The sequence below is a fragment of the Rhodococcus (subgen. Prescottella) equi genome, from assembly GCF_003013675.1.
In the GTDB taxonomy this organism is placed as follows: domain Bacteria; phylum Actinomycetota; class Actinomycetes; order Mycobacteriales; family Mycobacteriaceae; genus Prescottella; species Prescottella equi.
In genome coordinates, this window is the sequence record NZ_CP027793.1 from 2,126,318 (window position 1) to 2,146,038 (window position 19,721).

At 69.3% G+C, this 19,721-nt stretch carries 23 protein-coding genes; 17 read left to right on the forward strand and 6 right to left on the reverse strand.

Features of this window, described 5'->3' with window-relative positions; genetic code table 11:
- Positions 1-22: 22 nt before the first annotated feature.
- From lepB to C7H75_RS10040, 3 genes are read left to right on the forward strand one after another with little or no spacing between them, the layout of a single operon-like run.
- On the forward strand, positions 23-796 hold the full coding sequence (gene lepB / locus C7H75_RS10030) for a signal peptidase I (RefSeq protein ID WP_013415665.1): 774 nt from the start codon (positions 23-25) through the stop codon (positions 794-796).
- Positions 793-1,485 carry a ribonuclease HII gene (locus C7H75_RS10035; protein ID WP_081121976.1) on the forward strand — a complete coding sequence of 231 codons (693 nt, stop codon included), beginning with the start codon at positions 793-795 and terminating at the stop codon, positions 1,483-1,485. The genes lepB and C7H75_RS10035 overlap by 4 nt, the downstream gene beginning before the upstream one ends.
- A 48-nt stretch (positions 1,486-1,533) precedes the next feature.
- Positions 1,534-1,851 (forward strand): DUF2469 domain-containing protein, encoded by a 318-nt coding sequence (locus tag C7H75_RS10040; RefSeq protein WP_005513927.1) that lies wholly within the window; start codon positions 1,534-1,536, stop codon positions 1,849-1,851.
- On the opposite strand, the gene C7H75_RS25730 is transcribed toward C7H75_RS10040, so the two are convergent.
- Positions 1,848-2,027 carry a hypothetical protein gene (locus C7H75_RS25730; protein ID WP_139812312.1) on the reverse strand — a complete coding sequence of 60 codons (180 nt, stop codon included), beginning with the start codon at positions 2,025-2,027 and terminating at the stop codon, positions 1,848-1,850. The two genes, C7H75_RS10040 and C7H75_RS25730, sit on opposite strands and share 4 nt — an antisense overlap.
- Before the next feature lie 37 nt (positions 2,028-2,064).
- Here C7H75_RS25730 and C7H75_RS10045 point away from each other — a divergent pair, with 37 nt between their 5' ends.
- From C7H75_RS10045 to dprA, 3 genes are read left to right on the forward strand one after another with little or no spacing between them, the layout of a single operon-like run.
- On the forward strand, positions 2,065-2,421 hold the full coding sequence (locus C7H75_RS10045) for a YraN family protein (RefSeq protein WP_013415668.1): 357 nt from the start codon (positions 2,065-2,067) through the stop codon (positions 2,419-2,421).
- Positions 2,421-3,929 (forward strand): YifB family Mg chelatase-like AAA ATPase, encoded by a 1,509-nt coding sequence (locus C7H75_RS10050; RefSeq protein ID WP_069855002.1) that lies wholly within the window; start codon positions 2,421-2,423, stop codon positions 3,927-3,929. Before C7H75_RS10045 ends, C7H75_RS10050 begins: the two co-directional genes overlap by 1 nt.
- Positions 3,926-5,047, forward strand: a complete 1,122-nt coding sequence (gene dprA / locus C7H75_RS10055; RefSeq protein ID WP_106851307.1) for a DNA-processing protein DprA — start codon at positions 3,926-3,928, stop codon at positions 5,045-5,047. Before C7H75_RS10050 ends, dprA begins: the two co-directional genes overlap by 4 nt.
- Positions 5,048-5,058: 11 nt before the next feature.
- Here dprA and hadA read toward each other — a convergent pair whose 3' ends face one another.
- Positions 5,059-5,592, reverse strand: a complete 534-nt coding sequence (gene hadA, locus C7H75_RS10060) for a (3R)-hydroxyacyl-ACP dehydratase subunit HadA (RefSeq protein WP_084968716.1) — start codon at positions 5,590-5,592, stop codon at positions 5,059-5,061.
- Positions 5,593-5,743: 151 nt separating this feature from the next.
- Between hadA and C7H75_RS10065 the strand changes: the two genes are divergently transcribed.
- Both C7H75_RS10065 and C7H75_RS10070 read left to right on the forward strand, forming a co-directional pair.
- A complete protein-coding gene (locus tag C7H75_RS10065; protein WP_106851308.1) occupies positions 5,744-6,877 on the forward strand; it encodes a GIY-YIG nuclease family protein in 1,134 nt (377 codons plus the stop codon).
- A 75-nt stretch (positions 6,878-6,952) separates the two neighbouring features.
- Positions 6,953-7,732 (forward strand): siderophore-interacting protein, encoded by a 780-nt coding sequence (locus C7H75_RS10070; RefSeq protein ID WP_106851309.1) that lies wholly within the window; start codon positions 6,953-6,955, stop codon positions 7,730-7,732.
- A gap of 19 nt (positions 7,733-7,751) precedes the next feature.
- Here C7H75_RS10070 and C7H75_RS10075 read toward each other — a convergent pair whose 3' ends face one another.
- Positions 7,752-8,903 (reverse strand): multidrug effflux MFS transporter, encoded by a 1,152-nt coding sequence (locus C7H75_RS10075; RefSeq protein WP_084985715.1) that lies wholly within the window; start codon positions 8,901-8,903, stop codon positions 7,752-7,754.
- 85 nt (positions 8,904-8,988) lie between these two features.
- Between C7H75_RS10075 and C7H75_RS10080 the strand changes: the two genes are divergently transcribed.
- Positions 8,989-9,930, forward strand: coding sequence for a tyrosine recombinase XerC (locus C7H75_RS10080; RefSeq protein WP_013415673.1), 942 nt, complete (start codon positions 8,989-8,991; stop codon positions 9,928-9,930).
- Here the strand turns inward: C7H75_RS10080 and C7H75_RS10085 are convergent.
- Positions 9,915-10,496, reverse strand: a complete 582-nt coding sequence (locus C7H75_RS10085; RefSeq protein WP_084985716.1) for a M23 family metallopeptidase — start codon at positions 10,494-10,496, stop codon at positions 9,915-9,917. The genes C7H75_RS10080 and C7H75_RS10085 overlap by 16 nt on opposite strands.
- A 330-nt stretch (positions 10,497-10,826) precedes the next feature.
- On the opposite strand from C7H75_RS10085, the gene rpsB reads away from it, so the two are divergent.
- The 7 genes from rpsB to C7H75_RS10120 all read left to right on the forward strand — a co-directional run bounded on the left by rpsB (position 10,827) and on the right by C7H75_RS10120 (position 17,165).
- A complete protein-coding gene (rpsB, locus tag C7H75_RS10090; RefSeq protein ID WP_013415675.1) occupies positions 10,827-11,657 on the forward strand; it encodes a 30S ribosomal protein S2 in 831 nt (276 codons plus the stop codon).
- 114 nt (positions 11,658-11,771) lie between these two features.
- Positions 11,772-12,596 (forward strand): translation elongation factor Ts, encoded by an 825-nt coding sequence (gene tsf, locus C7H75_RS10095; protein WP_005513914.1) that lies wholly within the window; start codon positions 11,772-11,774, stop codon positions 12,594-12,596.
- A gap of 271 nt (positions 12,597-12,867) precedes the next feature.
- Positions 12,868-13,596 (forward strand): UMP kinase, encoded by a 729-nt coding sequence (pyrH, locus tag C7H75_RS10100; protein ID WP_005513913.1) that lies wholly within the window; start codon positions 12,868-12,870, stop codon positions 13,594-13,596.
- Between the two features lie 67 nt (positions 13,597-13,663).
- Positions 13,664-14,221: a ribosome recycling factor gene (gene frr / locus C7H75_RS10105; protein WP_005513912.1), complete on the forward strand. Its 558-nt coding sequence runs from the start codon at positions 13,664-13,666 to the stop codon at positions 14,219-14,221.
- 2 nt (positions 14,222-14,223) lie between these two features.
- A complete protein-coding gene (locus tag C7H75_RS10110; protein WP_013415677.1) occupies positions 14,224-15,084 on the forward strand; it encodes a phosphatidate cytidylyltransferase in 861 nt (286 codons plus the stop codon).
- Positions 15,081-15,815: a class I SAM-dependent methyltransferase gene (locus C7H75_RS10115; RefSeq protein WP_106851310.1), complete on the forward strand. Its 735-nt coding sequence runs from the start codon at positions 15,081-15,083 to the stop codon at positions 15,813-15,815. The genes C7H75_RS10110 and C7H75_RS10115 overlap by 4 nt, the downstream gene beginning before the upstream one ends.
- Before the next feature lie 78 nt (positions 15,816-15,893).
- The gene (locus C7H75_RS10120; RefSeq protein ID WP_106851311.1) at positions 15,894-17,165 is read left to right on the forward strand and encodes a lipase family protein; all 1,272 of its coding nucleotides are present in this window, start codon (positions 15,894-15,896) and stop codon (positions 17,163-17,165) included.
- Positions 17,166-17,168: 3 nt separating this feature from the next.
- Here C7H75_RS10120 and C7H75_RS10125 read toward each other — a convergent pair whose 3' ends face one another.
- On the reverse strand, positions 17,169-18,011 hold the full coding sequence (locus tag C7H75_RS10125) for an HpcH/HpaI aldolase/citrate lyase family protein (protein ID WP_005513908.1): 843 nt from the start codon (positions 18,009-18,011) through the stop codon (positions 17,169-17,171).
- 71 nt (positions 18,012-18,082) lie between these two features.
- Entirely contained in the window at positions 18,083-18,481 is a 399-nt protein-coding gene (locus tag C7H75_RS10130) for a LapA family protein (protein WP_080559256.1), read from the reverse strand.
- Between the two features lie 79 nt (positions 18,482-18,560).
- Here C7H75_RS10130 and rlmN point away from each other — a divergent pair, with 79 nt between their 5' ends.
- The gene (gene rlmN, locus C7H75_RS10135) at positions 18,561-19,670 is read left to right on the forward strand and encodes a dual-specificity RNA methyltransferase RlmN (RefSeq protein WP_069854994.1); all 1,110 of its coding nucleotides are present in this window, start codon (positions 18,561-18,563) and stop codon (positions 19,668-19,670) included.
- Positions 19,671-19,721: the final 51 nt, after the last annotated feature.

Below are 19,721 nucleotides of genomic sequence, written 5' to 3' on the forward strand. Positions count from 1 at the left end.
AGATGCACCGCAGGACCCGGACGTGACGCCGGACGAGACCGAGCAGGAGCAGACCGGGGGACGGTCCCGCAGGCGCAGGGGGAAGGACAAGAAACCTCGATCGTTCTGGCGTGAGATCCCGATCCTCATCGTCGTCGCCTTGCTGTTGAGTTTCCTGCTGCAGACGTTCATCGCCCGGGTCTACCTCATTCCGTCCGAGTCTATGGAGCCGACGCTGCACGGTTGCCCCGGGTGCACCGGTGACCGCATCGTCGTCGAGAAGATCAGTTACCGATTCGGCGACCCGAAGCCCGGCGACGTCGTGGTCTTCCGCGGCCCGGAGTCGTGGTCCGAGGGATATTCGTCGACACGCTCGGACAACGTGGTGGTCCGCGGTCTGCAGGAGGTCGGCTCGCTCGTCGGTGTCGTGCCGCCGGACGAGAACGATCTCGTCAAACGCGTCATCGCGACGGGTGGGCAGACCGTCGAGTGCTGCGACGACCAGGGCCGTGTCCTGGTCGACGGAAAGCCGCTCGACGAGCCGTACATCACGATGGACTTCCCTTTCATCCCCGGCGTGCAGACGTGTGACACCGCCGTGAAGTCCGGACGCTGCTTCGGACCCGTCACGGTTCCCGAGGGGCACCTGTGGGTGATGGGCGACAACCGCAGCAATTCCGCGGATTCGCGGTACCACGTCTCCGACGAGATGCAGGGCACGATTCCGGTGGACAATGTGATCGGTAAGGCGACCTTCATCGTCCTGCCCCCGGGCCGGTGGGGATCGATCTCGTCTCCCGACATCCAGCAGCAGTGAGTACCTGGCCACCGAGAACCGTCATTCGCAGAGCGTCCGGCTTGCGGACGATGGAGTCTGCGCTGGTCCGGAGCGGGCTCGGGCCGGTCGCCGGCGTCGACGAGGCCGGCCGGGGCGCGTGCGCCGGACCGCTCGTGGTCGCCGCGTGCGTCCTCGGCTCCAAGCCGCATGCGGCGCTGGCCCGACTCGACGATTCGAAGAAGCTCACCGAGAAGGTCCGGGACGAGCTGTTCCCGGTGATCAAGCGCCTGGCGGTCGCCTGGAGCGTCGTGGAGATCCCGGCAGCGGAGGTCGACCGCATCGGCGTGCACGTCGCGAACATCGAGGGGATGCGTCGGGCCGTGGCGGGGCTGACCGTCGCGCCGGGCTACGTCCTCACCGACGGCTTCCGGGTGCCGGGGTTGCCCACGCCGTCGCTGCCCGTGATCGGCGGCGACGCGTCGGCCGCGTGCATCGCCGCCGCCAGCGTCCTCGCCAAGGTGAGCCGTGACCGCACGATGGTCGCGCTCGACGACGAACTGCCCGGCTACGGGTTCGCCGGTCACAAGGGCTACAGCACCGCGGTGCACACCGCTGCCCTGAACGAGCTGGGCCCGTGCCGTGAGCATCGGATGTCCTACGCGAACGTAGCCGCGGCGAGCCGCGCCTTCGAGTCGGCGGAGGGCCGCGCATTCGGTGCGACGGGCTAGGTACGAGATGATGAGTGTTCACAACAACGCAGGAGGACGTCGAGGCCGATGAGTGCCGAGGATCTCGAGAAGTACGAAACCGAGATGGAACTGTCGCTGTACCGCGAGTACCGGGACATCGTCGGACAGTTCTCGTACGTCGTGGAGACCGAGCGCCGGTTCTATCTCGCGAACTCTGTGGAACTGCTGCCGCACAGCGCCGACGGCGAGATCTACTTCGAGGTGCGGATGTCCGACGCGTGGGTGTGGGACATGTACCGGCCGGCCCGGTTCGTGAAGTACGTGCGAGTGATCACGTTCAAGGATGTGAACATCGAAGAACTGGAGAAGTCCGACCTCAGGCTGCCGGACAACGGCCTGGGTTAGACCGAGAGCTGCCGGAGGCCGCGCACCCCGAACGGGGGCGCGGCCTCCGCGGTTTCGGGGAACGCCGCCCCGGTGCTTCCGTTCTTCCACAGCTCCTCGTCCATCCACAGGGCAATCGTGTTCGCCCAGTTCGGGCTTCGAGGGGTGTGGGCGTGAGCGGGCACAGTCGGCTTCACCGGCGGGAGGTTCCGGCCGTGTGAGGGGGATACCCGGATGGCACGTAATCTCGCGCTGGGCGCGATGGGGGAGGAACTGGCGGCGTCGGCACTGACCGCGGCCGGCATGCGGATCCTCGACCGCAACTGGCGGTGCCGCCACGGCGAATTGGATCTGGTTGCGGTGGACGGCGACACCATTGTGTTCGTGGAGGTGAAGACGCGTTCGGGCCTGGGCTTCGGTAGCCCGGCGGAGGCGGTGACGTACGCCAAGCAACGGCGCATCCGGATGCTGGCCCAGCGTTGGCTCGCCGATTCGGATCGGCATTGGCCGCACGTACGGTTCGACGTGGTCGCAGTCCTCGTCGATCGTCGACGTGAGCCCGCCGTCACGCACCTGCCGGCAGTGTTCTGATGGCACTCGGTCGCGCCCACTCGGTCGCCGTCACCGGCGTCGACGGCCAGATCGTGGAGATCGAGGCGGACATCGGACGCGGGCTGCCGGGGGTGCATCTCGTCGGATTGCCGGACACGGCGCTGCAGGAGTCGCGCGATCGCGTGCGGGCCGCGGTCACGAATTCGGGCGCGAAGTGGCCGGAATCGCGTGTGACGCTCGCGTTGTCGCCGGCGACTCTGCCGAAGGTCGGAAGCGTGTACGACCTGGCGTTGGCGTGCGCGGTGCTCGACGCGGCGCGTCAGATTCCACGTAAGCGCCTCGAAAAGACGGTGCTGCTGGGCGAACTCGCACTCGACGGGCGGTTGCGGACGGTGCGCGGCGTGCTACCGGCGGTGCTTGCTGCGAAGAAGGCGGGCTGGCCGGCGGTGGTGGTGCCACTACCGGCGCTGTCCGAGGCCGGGCTGGTCGACGGGATCGAGGTGTGGGGTGCGGATCACCTGACCGCGGTCACCGAGTGGCTGCAGGGGAAGAGCCAGTTGGCGGCCCCGGAGCCGTTCGATGCGGGAACCGGCGCGGCGCGAGGAGATCTCAGCGAAGTGGTCGGTCAGCCGGACGCGCGCTGGGCCGTCGAGGTCGCGGCCGCCGGAGCGCACCACCTGATGCTGACCGGACCGCCCGGGATCGGAAAGACGATGCTGGCGCAGCGGCTGCCCGGCATCCTGCCACCGCTGTCGGACCCGGAGGCGTTGGAGGTCACGGCGATTCACTCGGTCGCGGGACTGCTGACCTCGGACCGACCGCTCGTCACGGAGCCGCCGTTCATCGCGCCCCACCACACGTCATCGGTGAGCGCACTCGTCGGCGGTGGCAGCGGAATGGCCAAGCCCGGCGCCGTCAGCCGTGCACACCGCGGAATTCTCTTCCTCGACGAGTGCGCCGAGATGGGAACCAAGGCACTCGAGGCACTGCGAACACCGCTCGAGGACGGCGAGGTGCGGATCGCGCGACGCGACGGCGTCGCCCGCTACCCCGCGCGGTTCCAGTTGGTCCTCGCGGCCAACCCGTGCCCGTGTGCCCCGGCGAGGGAGGTCGACTGCATCTGCCCGCCGACGATACGTCGCCGCTACCTGGGTCGGTTGTCGGGCCCGCTGCTCGACCGGGTGGACCTGCGGATCCGGATGAAGGGGGTCGCCACCGGCGCACTGATGGACGAGGTGGGCGAGAGCACGGAGGCGGTGCGGGGACGCGTAGCCGCTGCCCGTCAGGCCGCCACCGAACGCTGGCGGCCGTACGGGTGGCGCACCAACGCGGAGGTACCGGGGCCGGCGCTGCGGCAGCGGTTCCGGTTGCCCCGCGAGTCCGTCGCGCCTCTCGAACGATTGCTGAGCAAGGGCGTGATCACCGCCCGCGGCGCGGACCGGGCACTGCGCGTCGCCTGGACGCTCGCCGATCTCGCCGGTCTCGAGACGCCGGGGACCGATCAGGTCACGACGGCGCTCGAATTCCGGGATCGAGGCGCCGCGTGACGGGGCACGATCCGCGGCTGCTGGCCTGGGCCTATCTGTCGAAGGTGGTGCAGGGGGCGTGCCCGCCGCTGGCCCAGCTGGCGGCTGCGGTGGGACCGGTGGACGCCGCACGGGCGGTGCGGGAGCGGGATCTGTCGAGCTTCCTGGACCGGCGGACGTCGGCGCGGGCGCATCTCGACACCGCCGCCCGCGACCTGGACCTGCTGCGGTCGATGGGCGGGCGACTCGTGACCCCGGACGACGACGAGTGGCCGCGCTGGCGACTGCTCGCCTTCGACGCGCTCGGGTCCGGTCGCGACGACGGTGCACCGTTGGCGCTGTGGGTTCTCGGCGACAGGTCGGTCGACGAGTTGGCGGCGCGGTCGGTCGCGGTGGTGGGTACCCGCGCGGCCAGCTCCTACGGGGAGCATGTGACCGCCGAGATCGCCGGTGACCTCGCGGCCGACGGCTGGACGATCGTGTCCGGCGCGGCATTCGGGGTCGATGCGGCGGCGCATCGGGCGGCGCTCGGCGTGGGCGGGCTGACCGTCGCGGTGCTGGCGTGTGGCGTCGACCGCGCCTATCCGGCCGGCCACGGGCGGCTGCTGCAGCAGATCGCCCGCGACGGTGCGGTGATCAGCGAGTACCCGCCGGCGACCTCGCCCGCGCGGTACCGGTTCCTGGCCCGAAATCGGTTGGTGGCCGGGCTGTCCGAGGCGGTCGTCGTGGTCGAGGCGGGCTGGCGCAGCGGAGCCCGGAACACGGCGACGTGGGGGCGGCGACTGGGCCGGCCGGTGCTCGCGGTGCCGGGCCCGGTGACGTCGGCGGCATCGACGGGATGCCATCGGATGATTCGGGAAGGTGAGGCGCGGCTGGTCTCGAGCGCCGCGGACGTCGTCGAGGAGGCCGGTCCGATCGGCGTCGACGGCGAGGGTCTCGGGCCGGCCCGCGCGCTGGACGTTCTCCAGGGTGACGCGGCGACCGTCTACGAGGCACTGCCGGCCGTTGGAACGTGCAGCACCCGCGAACTGTCGGAGGAATCAGGGGTCACGATCGAGCGGGTGCGGGCAGTGCTGCCGGTGCTCGAGTTGGACGGATTCGTCGGCTCCGACGAATCGGGGTGGTTCCGGCGCGGCTGATCCCCGGTCGATCAGGCCTCGCGCATCATCACGTCCTTGATGCGCTGAATCCGAAGGGGATCGGATGTGTCGCCAGTACGGCCCACCAGCGTGGTCAGGGTGGTCACGACCGGTACACCTGCATCGTCGCAGACCTCGTTCTTCGTGACGATGATGTCGCTACCGGCCGTCTGCCGGAACGACTCCAGCGAGACGTCGACGGTGAGGCGGTCCCCGGCCCGGATCGGCCGATGGAACACCAGTTTCTGGTCCGTCTGCAGAATCTGGCTGAGGTCGAACCCGGGCACGATCTGCTCGAAGAGGTACTTCTGCGCGATGATTCCGATCACCGACACGAAGGTCAGGGGTGCGACGAGGGCGCTGTGGCCGAGGTCTCGGGCGGCCTGCTCGTCGTAGTGGGCGGGATGGGTGTTCTGCACCGCGGTCGCGTACTCGCGGACCTTCTCGCGGCCCACCTCGTAGAAGTCCGGCATGCGGTAGCTGTAGCCGACCAGGCGCTCGGCGCGCGCGGCACGTTCCTCGGTCGATTCCGCTGGTCGGGTCACCCTCCGAGTGTGACGGAAATTTGCTCCCGGTAACCGATATCGGGCAGATGCGTGTCGTTTCCGCCACAGGAGTCCTTCCCGGAACCGGACATCCGGTCGCCGGACGACAAGGCGGACCGCGTCGGGTCCTGTGATCGCCTAAAGTCGCGTCATGGCTACCGTCTGGACCGTTCCCGATGACATCACCCTCGTGCTCCTGGCAGCACCGGGAATCCGCGACTTCCTCACGAACGACGAGGGACGTGGCGTGGTGAGCGATCCCAAGGTGCGCCTCGCCGAGTTCGCTGCGGTGGTGGGCGCGCTCGCCGACAACGCGGGACGGACATTCAGTTCGGTGCGGGACGCGGCCGAGGTCCTGTTCGAGGGGCCGGCCGTCGGCGGCGTCGCAGTTTCCGACGCTCTCCGGCTCGCGGTCATGCGTGTGATCACAGCCGAGCCGCGGGAGCGGAAGCCCGCGCCGAATCCGCTCTCGCCCCGGGTCGTCGAGAACCTCGGACTCTATGTGTACGCGTTGCGAGATCCCCGGGACAGGTCGATCTTCTACGTCGGCGCCGGCCGTGGCAACAAGATCTACTCGCACGATTGGGATGCGCTGGGCGAGGCCGGCACGCTCGATTCGGAGGCCGTGGGGGACCCCGACCGGGACGAGGCACGCGGTGCGTGGATCCAGCGGATCCGAGACATCTACGCGGCCGGACATTCGGTGGACCACATTGTGTTGCGGCACCGGATCGAAACGGCTCACGATGCGGCGGCGGAAGCGCGCGAGGCGGTCCACGTCGTCACCGACGCCCTCCGGCTGCTCGAACGTCGTTCGACCCGTCCGGTGTTGACCAACCTGGCCGGCGAACCCGCGGATCTCGAGCGGCGCGCGATGTCGGTGGAGGAGTTGGCCGTCCAGTACTCCGCGCTGCCGGCGCCGGAGCTGCCGGTTCCGGGCGCGCTTGTGCGGGTTCCCGCCGCGGCGGATCCGTCGCTGTCCGCCGAGGACGTGTACGAGGCGGCGCGTGGCCCCTGGCGTGCGGGTGCGGCCGCACGCAATGTGGCTGATCTGCCCGTGATCGTCTTCGCTGACAACATCGTCCGTGCGGTGTACCGGGCACGGTCCTGGAACCAGGTGGGTGCCGTCGCGGATCAGCAGTTCCGTTTCACCGGTGAGCGGGATGTCGAACTCGAATCCGCGTTGGTCGGCACCCGGGTCACGCCGGACCGGGCCGGACTCAAGGTGTGGCCGGCGCACGGTTGGGTGCAGCGGCTGACGATGGCGCGTCCGCACGGTCGCTGACGCCGCGAAGCACTCGAACAGTCTATGGTTAGGCAACGCTAACCATAGACTGTTTGTGATTTCGAGGAGTGCGCAGTGGCAAGGAAGACATCGACGTGGACGGTCGTGCGGACGGAGCGGATCGCACGACACATGGTGCGGGTCGTATTGGGAGACCCAGGGTTCGAGACCTTCGAGCCGTCCGAGTTCACCGATTCCTACGTCAAGATCGAGTTCGGTTCGGGTGACGACAAGGTGCTCCGCACCTACACGGTCCGGTCCGTCGACCCGGTGGCACGGGAGATCGCGATCGACTTCGTCGTCCACGGCGACGAGGGCGTCGCCGGGCCGTGGGCGGCGTCCGTCCAGCCGGGCGCCACGGTGACGCTGCGCGGACCGGGCGGGGCGTACACGCCGCGCGCGGACGCCGATTGGCACCTCATCGCCGGGGACGAGTCGGCCCTCCCGGCGATTTCGACGGCGGTCGCGGCGCTGGCTCCCGACGCGGTGGCCCGGGTGTTCATCGAGGTCGCCGACGTCGACGACGAGATCGCGCTGCCGGCGGGGCCGGGCGTGCAGGTCTCCTGGATCCACCGCGGCACGACCTCGGATGCGGCAGGGGAGGACATCTCGGGGACGAACGCGCCGCTCGTGTCGGCGGTCCGGGCGATGCCGTGGCTGCCGGGTGACGTCCACGTCTTCATCCACGGCGAGGCCGACGCCGTCATGCACGGCTTGCGTCCCTACATCCGCAAGGAACACGGGGTGCCCGCGGCGTCGGCCTCGATCTCCGGGTACTGGCGGCGCGGCCGCACCGAGGAGGGCTTCCGGGTGTGGAAGTCGGAACTGGCGACGGCCGAGGCGACGGCCCACTGAGTACGCCCCGGCCCGCGCCCTACGCGGTGCGGGCCAGGGTCCTCAGAGCAGTCATCGCGACGGCGCCCGAGACGACGATCGCGATCGCCATCGGTACCGCGGTACCACCGATCCCCACCAGCGGCGACACGATGGCGGCGAGCCCGAACTGGCAGGCGCCCATCAGCGCCGATCCGGTGCCGGCGGCTTCCGGCACCTGCCCCTGGGCCAGTGCCGTGGCATTGCCCATGATGAAGCCGATACTCGTGACCACACCGAACAGCAGCGGCAGGACCAGCCAGATCCGCGTGCCACCGACGGTGGTCGCGAGCAGGAGCAACACGCCCGCGGTGAGCAGCAGACCGACGCCGAACGTCAGCAGTTGGCGGGCCTGGAACGTTCCGATGAGCTTGGTGTTGACGATGCTGCCGGCGACGATGCCCGCCGAGTTGATCGCGAAGACGATCGAGAACTGGCCGGGGGACAGGCCCATCACCTCCTGGACGACGAACGACGACGCCGAGATGTACGAGAACAACGCGCCGAAGCCGAACGCGAACGTCAGCGCGTAGCCCACGTACACGCGGTTGCGCACCACGTAGTTCATGTTCCGGGTCAGCGCCGCCAGCCCACCGCCGTGCCGGCGATCCTTCGGAAGCGTCTCCGGGACCAGGAACAGCACGCCCAGGAACATGACGATCGACGCCCCGGCGAGGACCCAGAAGATGCCCCGCCACCCGATCGGGCCGAGCAGCGCGCCGCCCATCAACGGGGCGACGACGGGTGCCACGCCGCCGATGATCATCATGATGCTGAACAGCCGGGCCGCGACGTCCCCCTTGGCGCGGTCCGCGATCACGGCGCGCGCCAACACGATTCCGGCGCCGCCGCTGAAACCCTGCAGCAGGCGGGCCGCGATGAGGATCTCCACGGTGGGGGCGATCGCGCACAACACCCCGCTGATCGCGCACAACACGGTCCCGACGATGAGCAGCTTCCGCCGGCCCAGGCCGTCGGACAGCGGCCCGACGATCAGCTGGCCCACGCCGAGTCCGGCCATGAAGGTGGCGAGCGTCAGCTGCACGCTCGTGTCCGACGTGCCGAGCGCGCCCGTCATCGACGGCAACGCCGGAAGGTACATGTCGGTGGCCAGGGGAGCGATCGCCGAGAGTAGGGCCAGAACGCACAACATGGGGAGGGGAATCGCTCGTTTCACGCGAGAACCCTACCGGCGCGGACACTTGCGAATTCCGGTGGTCGCAGCGACGGTTGAGTGCATGGACTCTCGGTCGCCCGATTCGCAACTGCCGCCCCCGCTGCGGATGCACCTCGACGACTACGACGAGTACCTCCGTCTCGAACGGGGTCGATCCGAACACACCGTTCGCGCCTACCGCGCGGACGTGGCCGGTCTGCTCGGTTTCCTGTGCCGCGATCGGCCCGACGCGGTGCTGGCGGACCTGGATCTGCGGGTGTTGCGCGCCTGGCTCGCGGCGCAGGCGGCGGCGGGTACGGCTCGGACGACGCTCGCGCGGCGGACGTCGTCGGCGAAGGGTTTCACCGCCTGGGCCGAACGCACGGGGCGGATGCCCGTGGATCCCGGCATCCGGCTGGTCGCCCCCAAGGCACACCGCACGCTGCCACCCGTGCTGCGCCAGGAGCAGGCCGCGGAAGCGATGGTCGCGGCGGAATCCGGTGCGGCCCAGGAGGATCCCGTGGCCGTACGGGACCGCTTGATCGTCGAGTTGCTGTACTCGACCGGGATCCGCGTCGGCGAGCTGTGCGGGCTCGATCTCGGCGACATCGATCACGATCGGCGAGTGCTGCGGGTACTGGGCAAGGGTGACAAGGAGCGGGTGGTCCCGTTCGGCCGGCCGGCCGAGGACGCGATCGGGGCGTGGTTGCGTTCCGGGCGCCCGGAACTGGTGAACGAGCGTTCGGGCGACGCGCTGCTGCTCGGCCGACGGGGCGGACGTCTCGACCAGCGCCAGGCGCGGGCAGTGGTGCACGACGTCGTGCAGGCGGTCCCCGGCGCCCCGGACCTCGCGCCGCACGGTCTGCGGCACTCGGCGGCCACCCACCTCCTGGAGGGTGGTGCGGACCTGCGCGTGGTGCAGGAGTTGCTGGGGCACTCGAGTCTTGCGACCACCCAGCTCTACACGCACGTCTCGGTGGCGCGACTGCGGGCGGTGCACGACCAGGCTCACCCGCGCGCGTGATCGGTCCCACCGCTCGGTAGCAGGCGCATTCGCACCGCCCCGACCAGAGGGAGCGGGTCGAGATACTCGCGATCCCGCCGTAGCCCCCAATGCAGGCATGCCGCCGCGGCGCACTCGGGGTGCCCGGGTGCAACGGTGCCCAGAACGGTTCCGCGTTCGACGCGTCGTCCTGCCGAGACCGTCGCCTCGACCGGTTCGTACGTGGTGCGCAGCCCGCCGGGGTGATCGACGGAGACGACCGGCTTACCGGCGACCGTGCCCGCGAACACGACCGTGCCCGCTCCCGCGGCGAGAACCGTCTGGCCCGGCACCGCGGCGAGGTCGACGCCGCGGTGCCCGGGAAGCCAGTTGCGCTCCGGAAGATCGAACGGTCGCACCACCGGCGGGCGCGGTCGCAACGGCCAGCCGAACGGTTGTCGGTTCGTCGTGGCAACCGGCGCGGTCACCGTCACGGGGTCCTGCGCGGGCATCGGCGCGGCCGCCGCCGGACCTGCCGTCGCGGCCGGACACGACACGAGGAACAGCGCCACGCACACCAGCGCCCGTGCGAACGTCGTCGAAGTCATTCGCCGAGCCAACCCGACGCAACCGCGCGGTGGGCTGCCGCGGAGCGGATTGTGGATGGAGGAAATTCCTGTCCACAGATTTCCGAGCGCTCCAGGTACCGCGGTGTCAGTGCTGCCGGAATGCCCCCGACCGGCGGGTTAGGCCGGTAGCGGCCCACGCCGTACACTTGTCGGGCGGTCTGTGCACGCACAGTCCGACTTCGCGCGCCCGCGCACAAAACCGGCTGTCGGCTGGTCCCGCATTCGTGCAGGTCCGACACCGGGCGGGCGCCAGGGCAGGAGTTACCGATTCCTGCGACAACCGGCACATGAAAGAAGAGGTACACAGCCATGGCTGTTGTAACCATGCGGCAGCTGCTCGACAGCGGCGCACACTTCGGGCACCAGACCCGCCGTTGGAACCCGAAGATGAAGCGTTTCATCTTCACCGACCGCAACGGCATCTACATCATCGACCTGCAGCAGACGCTGACGTACATCGACAAGGCGTACGAGTTCGTCAAGGAGACCGTCGCTCACGGCGGCACCATCCTGTTCGTCGGTACCAAGAAGCAGGCGCAGGAGTCCATCGCCGGCGAGGCAACTCGCGTCGGGATGCCCTACGTCAACCAGCGTTGGCTCGGCGGCATGCTCACCAACTTCTCGACCGTCCACAAGCGCCTGCAGCGCCTGAAGGAGCTCGAGTCGATGGAGCAGACCGGTGGCTTCGAGGGTCGCACCAAGAAGGAAATCCTCATGCTCACGCGTGAGATGACCAAGCTCGACCGCACCCTCGGCGGCATCCGGGACATGGCCAAGGTTCCGTCGGCTATCTGGGTCGTCGACACCAACAAGGAGCACATCGCCGTCGGCGAGGCGCGCAAGCTGAACATCCCGGTCATCGCGATCCTGGACACCAACTGCGACCCCGACGTCGTCGACTACCCGATCCCGGGCAACGACGATGCGATCCGTAGCGCCGCCCTGCTGACCAAGGTCGTCGCCTCCGCCGTCGCAGAGGGCCTGCAGGCTCGCGCCGGTGCGAGCGCCGACAAGGACGCCAAGCCGGAGGCCGGCACGGGCGAGCCGCTCGCCGAGTGGGAGCAGGAGCTCCTCTCGCAGGCCGCTCCGGCCGCCGAGGCAGAGGCCGAGGCTCCGGCCGCGGACGCTCAGCAGTCCTAGTCGATTCGGCCCCGACCCCTTGCGGTCGGGGCCGTTTCGCTCACCTGCTTCGTCAGGTTCCCGCGCGATCCGCGGAACCTGGCATCCGAAACTCATCCGAGGAGGATCGCCCCCATGGCGAACTACACCGCCGCCGACGTCAAGCGGCTCCGTGAGCTCACCGGCTCCGGAATGATGGACTGCAAGAACGCGCTCACCGAGACCGACGGCGACTTCGACAAGGCCGTCGAGCTGCTGCGCATCAAGGGTGCCAAGGACGTGGGCAAGCGCGCCGAGCGCACCACGGCCGAGGGCCTGGTCGCAGCCCGCGACGGCGTCATGATCGAGCTCAACGCCGAGACCGACTTCGTCGCGAAGAACGCGGAGTTCCAGGAGCTGGCCGACAAGGTCGTCGCTGCTGCCGCCGCCGCGAAGCCGGCCGACCTCGAGGGCCTCAAGGCCGTCGACGTCGACGGCAAGACCGTCGAGACCCTGGTCCAGGAGCTGTCCGCCAAGATCGGCGAGAAGCTCGAGCTGCGTCGCTACGTCGCGTTCGACGGCGCTGTCGCGACCTACCTGCACAAGCGTGCGTCGGACCTGCCCCCGGGCGTCGGCGTGCTCGTCGAGTACACCGGCGAGGGCGAGGCTGCGGCCGAGGCTGCTCGCGGTGCTGCGATGCAGGTCGCCGCGCTCAAGGCCAAGTACGTCACCCGTGACGAGGTCCCCGCGGACATCGTCGAGAACGAGCGTCGTATCGCCGAGCAGACGGCGAAGGAGGAGGGCAAGCCCGAGGCTGCGCTCCCGAAGATCGTCGAGGGTCGCGTCAACGGCTACTACAAGGATGTCGTCCTGACCGAGCAGTCCTCGGTCACCGACTCCAAGAAGACCGTCAAGGCTCTTCTGGACGAGGCCGGCGCCACGATCACCCGCTTCGCGCGGTTCGAGGTCGGCGCCAGCTAGTCGCACTCGACACATCGGCCCCGCCGGCCGGTTGGTGCGGTCGTCGGTTCGGGTTGTTTCCCGACCGGCGTTCCGCCCCATCCGTTCCGTGCGGGGCCGATCTGCGCGGTGGGTGGGTCGGCTGGGTCGACCACCGGTGAATGAGGCAGGATGATAGGGCCTGTTCCGGCGGCTTCGCCGGGTGCTCGGCACCCGCGAAGCAGCGTTGTCGCCCGCCGACGAACCGTAGTACTTCTAGAACCGAACTATCTGCAGGAACCGAGGGAGAATTATGACCGCACCGGCCGACGAACGTCCAGGATTCCGACGTGTGCTCCTCAAACTCGGCGGTGAAATGTTCGGCGGCGGTGAGGTCGGGCTCGATCCGGATGTGGTGACGACGGTCGCCGCCCAGATCGCCGAGGTCGTCCGTTCGGGTGTCCAGGTGGCGGTCGTCATCGGCGGTGGCAACTTCTTCCGCGGTGCCGAACTGCAGCAGCGCGGCCTCGACCGCGCCCGCTCGGACTACATGGGCATGCTCGGTACGGTCATGAACTGCCTTGCGCTGCAGGACTTCCTGGAGAAGCAGGGCGTGGACACCCGCGTGCAGACCGCCATCACGATGGGGCAGGTCGCCGAGCCGTACCTGCCGCTGCGTGCACGCCGCCACCTCGAGAAGGGGCGTGTGGTGATCTTCGGTGCGGGCATGGGCATGCCGTACTTCTCCACCGACACCACGGCCGCGCAGCGCGCGCTCGAGATCGGTGCCGAGGTGGTCCTGATGGCGAAGGCCGTCGACGGCGTCTATTCGGCCGACCCGCGGGTGGATCCGGACGCCACGATGTACAGCGAGATCACCCACCGTGAGGTGATCGAGAAGGGGCTGAAGGTCGCGGATGCGACCGCGTTCAGCCTGTGCATGGACAATCAGATGCCGATCATGGTGTTCAACCTCCTCACGCAGGGCAACATCGCGCGCGCGGTGTCCGGTGAGAAGATCGGAACACTGGTCAAGTCATGACGACGGGCAAAGTGATCATGGATCGCGGCGCCCGCGACCGCGATGGATACGAGACGGAGGAACAGCCGTGATTGATGAAGCTCTCTTCGAGGCCGAGGAGAAGATGGAAAAGGCCATCACGGTTGCGAAGGACGACCTCGGCTCCATTCGTACCGGTCGAGCCAACCCGGGCATGTTCAACCGGGTCGTCGTCGAGTACTACGGCTCGATGACGCCCATCACGCAGCTCGCGAGCATCAACGTGCCCGAGGCTCGGATGGTCATCATCAAGCCGTACGAGGCGTCGCAGCTCGGGCCGATCGAGAATGCGATCCGCAACTCCGACCTGGGCGTCAACCCCAGCAACGACGGCAGCATCATCCGCATCTCGGTCCCGCAGCTCACCGAGGAGCGTCGTCGCGAGTTCGTCAAGCAGGCGAAGAGCAAGGGCGAGGACGCCAAGGTGGCGATCCGCAACGTCCGGCGCAAGACGATGGACGAACTCTCGCGCATCCAGAAGGACGGCGAGGCCGGCGAGGACGAGGTCGGTCGCGCCGAGAAGGAACTCGACAAGACCACCTCGCGCTACGTCAGCCAGATCGACGAGCTGGTGAAGCACAAGGAAGCCGAATTGATGGAGGTCTAGCTGTGGGGAAAGCTGACGGTTCCCCCGCGGCTACAGCCGCCCCGGCCTCGAAAGCCGGACGCAACCTGCCTGCCGCGATCGCCGTCGGCGGCGGCCTCGGCGTAGCGGTGATCTTGATCCTGGTCTACGTCCCGCTCGTGTGGATCGGCGTCGTGGCGGTTGCGATGGCCGTCGCGACGTGGGAGGTCGCCAAACGCCTGCGCGACGCCGACATCAACGTGCCGCTGATACCTCTGCTCGTCGGTGGCCAGGTGATCATCTGGTTGAGCTGGCCGTACGGGACGACGGGGGTGTTGGGGGCGTTCGCCGGCACGGCGTTGGTGACGATGGTGTGGCGCCTGTTCGACCACGGCCTGGCGGCGACGCCGCGCAACTTCCTGCGGGACACGGCGGTCGCGGTGTTCGTCGCCGCGTGGATCCCGCTGCTCGCGTCCTTCGCGACGCTCATGGTGCTGCAGGACGACGGTCCCGCTCGGGTGTTCTGCCTGATGATCGTCGTGGTGTGCTCCGACGTCGGGGGCTACGTGGCCGGCGTGTTCTTCGGCAAGCATCCGATGGTCCCGGCGATCAGCCCCAAGAAGTCCTGGGAGGGATTCGCCGGATCCCTGGTGGGTTGCGTCATCGGTGGTGTGGCGACGGTGACGTTCATCCTCGACGCGAATCCGCTCGTCGGCGTCCTCCTGGGCGTTGCGCTGGTCTTCACGGCGACGCTGGGCGATCTGATCGAGTCCCAGGTCAAGCGTGAACTGGGCATCAAGGACATGGGCACTCTGCTGCCCGGGCACGGCGGCATCATGGATCGCCTCGATTCACTGCTGCCGTCCGCCTTCGTCACCTGGCTCGTCCTCACCGTTCTGGTGTGAGCCGGCTGCGCGGGGGCCGTGGACGGGCTCGGGGACCGATCCCGAGCCCGAACATCTGGCACTGGCCCGCGATCTACGAGATCGAGAACCGGGCCCAGGACGCCGACGGCGTCGTGTTCGAGGCCCTCGCGGAGCTCGCCGACTGGTGTGGTCGCGACGTACTGGACGTCGGGTGTGGCGCCGGATTCCATCTGCCGGTCTTCGCCGAGCGGGCACGGTCGGTCGTCGGGGTGGAACCGCACCCACCGCTCGTGGCATCCGCTCGCGCCCGGGTGGACGGGCACCCCGCGATCTCCGTCCTGCGGGGTTCCGCGGAGGCGCTCCCGGTGCCCGACGCCTCGGTCGACGTGGTGCACGCGCGCACCGCGTACTTCTTCGGGCCCGGGTGCGGCCCGGGCATCCTCGAGGCGATGCGGGTGCTGCGGCCCGGGGGAGTCCTGGCAATCGTCGATCTCGACGCCACGGTCCCGCCGTACGGCAACTGGATGCGTGCCGATCTGCCGCACTACGACCCGGAAGCGGTGGAGGGCTTCTTCGCGGCCCAGGGATTCGCGATGCGGCGGGTCCGCACCCGCTGGGAGTTTCCGGACCGGGACGCGATGCACGCGGTGTTCGGCATCGAATTCACCGAGCGAACCGCGGCCAGGGCGCTCGCCGAGACGTCGGGCCTCGGCGTCGAGGTCGGCTACCGCATCCACACGCGGTCCGTGCCGACCGGACTGATCGTCTGACCGGATAGGTGTTACCCGCGGTATTGACAACATTCGCTGTCATCGTGTGAGGTGACTCATATGCTTACACCGCGGGGGATGCGCCGTATTGCGACAGTTCTGGGAGCGTGCCTCGCGGCCGCCGTCACGTCGGGGGTGACCGCGTCTGCCGCACCCGCCGATTTCTACGAGGTGCCCGCGTCGGCACTCGGGGGAGCGCCGGGCACCGTGGTGGACACGCAGCCGTACCCGCCGCTGCTGTCGATCCCGAACCAGCAGGGGCCGTGGCCGTCGGGTGCACAGCGAATCATGTACCGCACCAAGGATGCTCACGGCGGCGCGACGGCGGCGTCCGGCACCTACTTCGACGCGAGCCTGCCGTGGATCGGTGCGGGCCCCCGCCCACTGGTCGTTCTGGGGCCCGGCACGCAGGGGCAGGGCGACCAGTGTGCGCCGTCCAGACTCTTCCAGGACGGCATCCACTACAACGCTCCGCTGGACTTCGCGGTCGAGTACGAGGTGCTGCAGGTGCACGCCCTGCTCTCGCGCGGCATCGACGTCGTCGTCACCGACTACCAGGGGCTCGGGACCGCAGGGATGCACAGCTACGTCGACCGCCGTGCGCAGGGGCACGCGATGCTCGACGCCGCTCGGGCTGTGAAGGCGTTGCCCGGCAGCCGGATCGGCGACGACAACCCGATCGGGTTCTGGGGCTACTCGCAGGGCGGCGGGGCGGCGGCCTCGGCGGCCGAGATGCAGCCGTCGTACGCGCCCGACCTCGACGTCCGCGGGACGTACGCGGGTGGGCCCCCGGCCGACCTGCGTACGGTGGCGGCGGCGCTCGACGGCGGGCTCGCGACCGGACTGCTGGGCTACGCGGTCAACAGCATCTACGCCGGGTACCCGGAGACCCGCGCCGACATCGACGGCGCGCTCGCTCCCGCGGGTCGACAGGCGCTCGACGAGATTGCCGCTCAGTGCGTCCCGGAGACGATCGCGCGATACGGGTTGCACCGCACCACCGAGTGGACGAAGGACGGACGCTCGCTCGCCGAACTCATCGACGCGCTGCCGTCGGTGAGCGCGGTGGTCGACGAGCAGCGCATCGGACGGTCGACGCCCGGGAGCCCGGTGCTGATCGTGCAGGGGCGCAACGACGACCTGATTCCGCACAACCAGGCCACTCGACTGGCCGCCGACTGGTGCGCTCAGGGGGCGACGGTCGAGTTCCGCACCGAGGAGATCCCACCGATCGCACCGGGGTTCGTCGTCGGACACGGCCTGCCGATGGTGTCGGGCCTGCCGTCTGCGCTCGACTGGATGACCGACCGATTCGACGGGGTGCCGGCGCGATCGGGCTGCTCGAACTGACGGTCAGACGAGGCCGAACTCACCGGCCAGGTGGGTGAGCTTCTTGGCCTTGGCCAGCCGGGGCAGATCGCTGCCGTCACGCACGCGCTCGCCGTCGGTGCCCAGTTCGGCAATGACCTCCCGGGCCCACGCGATGTCGTGGGCGTCGGGGCTCAGCGCGCGATTGACCGCCGGCGCCTGATCCGGGTGCAGGCAGAGCTTGCCGGTCAGCCCGAGTGACACCGTGGCCTGGCAGTCGCGCTGCAGGATGGTGTCGTTCGCCGACACGGTCGGCCCGTCGATGGGCCCGCCGGGCAGTCGTGCCGCGCGGCTGGCGATGACGAGCCGGGAACGGGGATACGCCATCGCGAGCACGTCGTCGCTCATACCGGTGTCGCGCCGGAAGTCGCCGCTGCCGAACGCGAGGCGGAAGGTTCCCTCGGCGCGGGCGATCTCGGGCGCCGCCTCGAGGCCCACCGCGGACTCGATGAGCGTGATGATCCGGGTTCCGTCCGGTAGTCGTTCGCGGGTGGCTTCGACCTGACCACCGCTCTCGGTCTTGGCGAGCATCACGCCGGACAGGCCGGGCAGCCCGGCCACGGCGTCGAGGTCCTCTCCCCAGTGAGGCGTCGTCGCGTCGTTGATCCGGACCCACGCTTCGCGACCGTCGCCCAGCCAGTCCACGACGGACTTACGGGCGGCAGGCTTGTCGGCGGGAGCGACGGCGTCCTCGAGGTCGAGGATCAGCGCGTCGACCGCGGCGGGGCGAGGAAAGGCGTCCGCCCGGGTGGCTGCGGTGAGCAACCAGGAGCGGGCCAGATCGGCGCGGATCGTCGCGCGGGCGGGCCGGTGCATGTGTGTCGTCACGGGGCAGCTCCTCGTCCGGAAGGCGTACTCCTGTCGTGACTTCCATCGTGCCCCGGACGGGGGAGCGCGGGCTACTGCGGTGAGGTGTCGTCGGTCACGGAGCCGGCGCGTTTGGCGACGCGGCGGATCTGGATGATCCGCACGCCACCGGCGAGCGCCATGATGAGCGCACCCGCGATGGCCGCCAGGAGCAGGCTGATGCCGGCCGGCAGGCTGAACTCCCACGCGAACAGTTCGAAGGTCACCGAGTCGAGATTCTGCAGGATGAAGATCAACAGCAGGATCGCGACCACGATGCCCACGACCAGCCCGGTCCAGGTGGTCGCCGCCCGGGTGCGGCCGAGCTTGTGCCGGTCGTGCGGGGTCAGTCCGCCGGCCCCTTCGTGACGGCCGTGCACGGGACCGCTCGGGAGCGGCTCCATCGGTGCCGCCGGGACGTCCTCGGGTTCCTCGCGTCGGTTCTCGGCCATGTGTCGATCATCACCCACGGTGTGGTGTTTCGCACGCGCATCGGACACCCCGGCCGGGCAGTGGGAGAATGGAAGCACTATGACTGTCTCCCTCCCCCTCGTCTTCAACGCGCCGCGACGCGGAATGCCGCCGCGCCATCTCGCCGACCTCGACGCCGACGAGCGCAAGGAGGCCGTCAAGGAGCTGGGCCTGCCCGGTTTCCGAGCGGATCAGCTGGCCCGGCAGTACTACGGCAGGCTCGAGGCTGACGCCGACAAGATGACGGATCTGCCCGCCGGCATGCGCGAGAAGGTCGGCGCCGCGCTGTTCCCGCGGCTGCTCGACGTCGTCAAGCACGTCGCGTGCGATGCCGGACAGACGCGAAAGACGCTGTGGAAGGCGAACGACGGCACGCTGCTCGAGAGTGTGCTCATGCGTTACCCGGATCGGGCCACGCTGTGCATCTCCAGCCAGGCCGGCTGCGGTATGGCGTGCCCGTTCTGCGCCACCGGTCAGGGCGGTCTGGACCGCAACCTCTCGACCGCCGAGATCGTCGACCAGGTGCGTGCCGCCGCTGCGGCCTTGCGGGACGGCGAGGTCGAGGGCGGTCCCGGGCGGCTGTCGAACATCGTGTTCATGGGGATGGGGGAGCCGCTCGCCAACTACAAGCGGGTGGTCGCCGCGGTGCGGCGGATCACGTCGCCGTCCCCCGACGGTCTGGGTATCTCGCAGCGTGCGGTGACGGTCTCCACCGTCGGGCTCGCGCCCGCGATCCGCAAGCTCGCCGACGAGGAGATGTCGGTGCGGCTGGCGGTGTCGCTGCACACGCCCGACGACGAACTGCGCGACACCCTGGTCCCGGTCAACAACCGCTGGTCGGTCGCCGAGGTCCTGGACGCGGCCCGCTACTACGCCGACAAGACGGGTCGCCGCGTGTCGATCGAGTACGCGCTCATCCGCGACGTCAACGACCAGCCGTGGCGCGCCGACATGCTCGGGAAGAAGCTGCACAAGGCGCTCGGCCCGCTGGTGCACGTCAATCTCATCCCGCTCAACCCCACACCGGGTAGCAAGTGGGACGCCAGCCCCAAACCGGTCGAGCGTGAGTTCGTCCGGCGGGTGCAGGCGCAGGGCGTCTCGTGCACCGTCCGCGACACCCGCGGGCAGGAGATCGCCGCGGCGTGTGGGCAGCTGGCCGCCGAGAACTGACCTCGTAGACGTCGAAGGCCCGCACTCCGAGGAGTGCGGGCCTTCGACGTT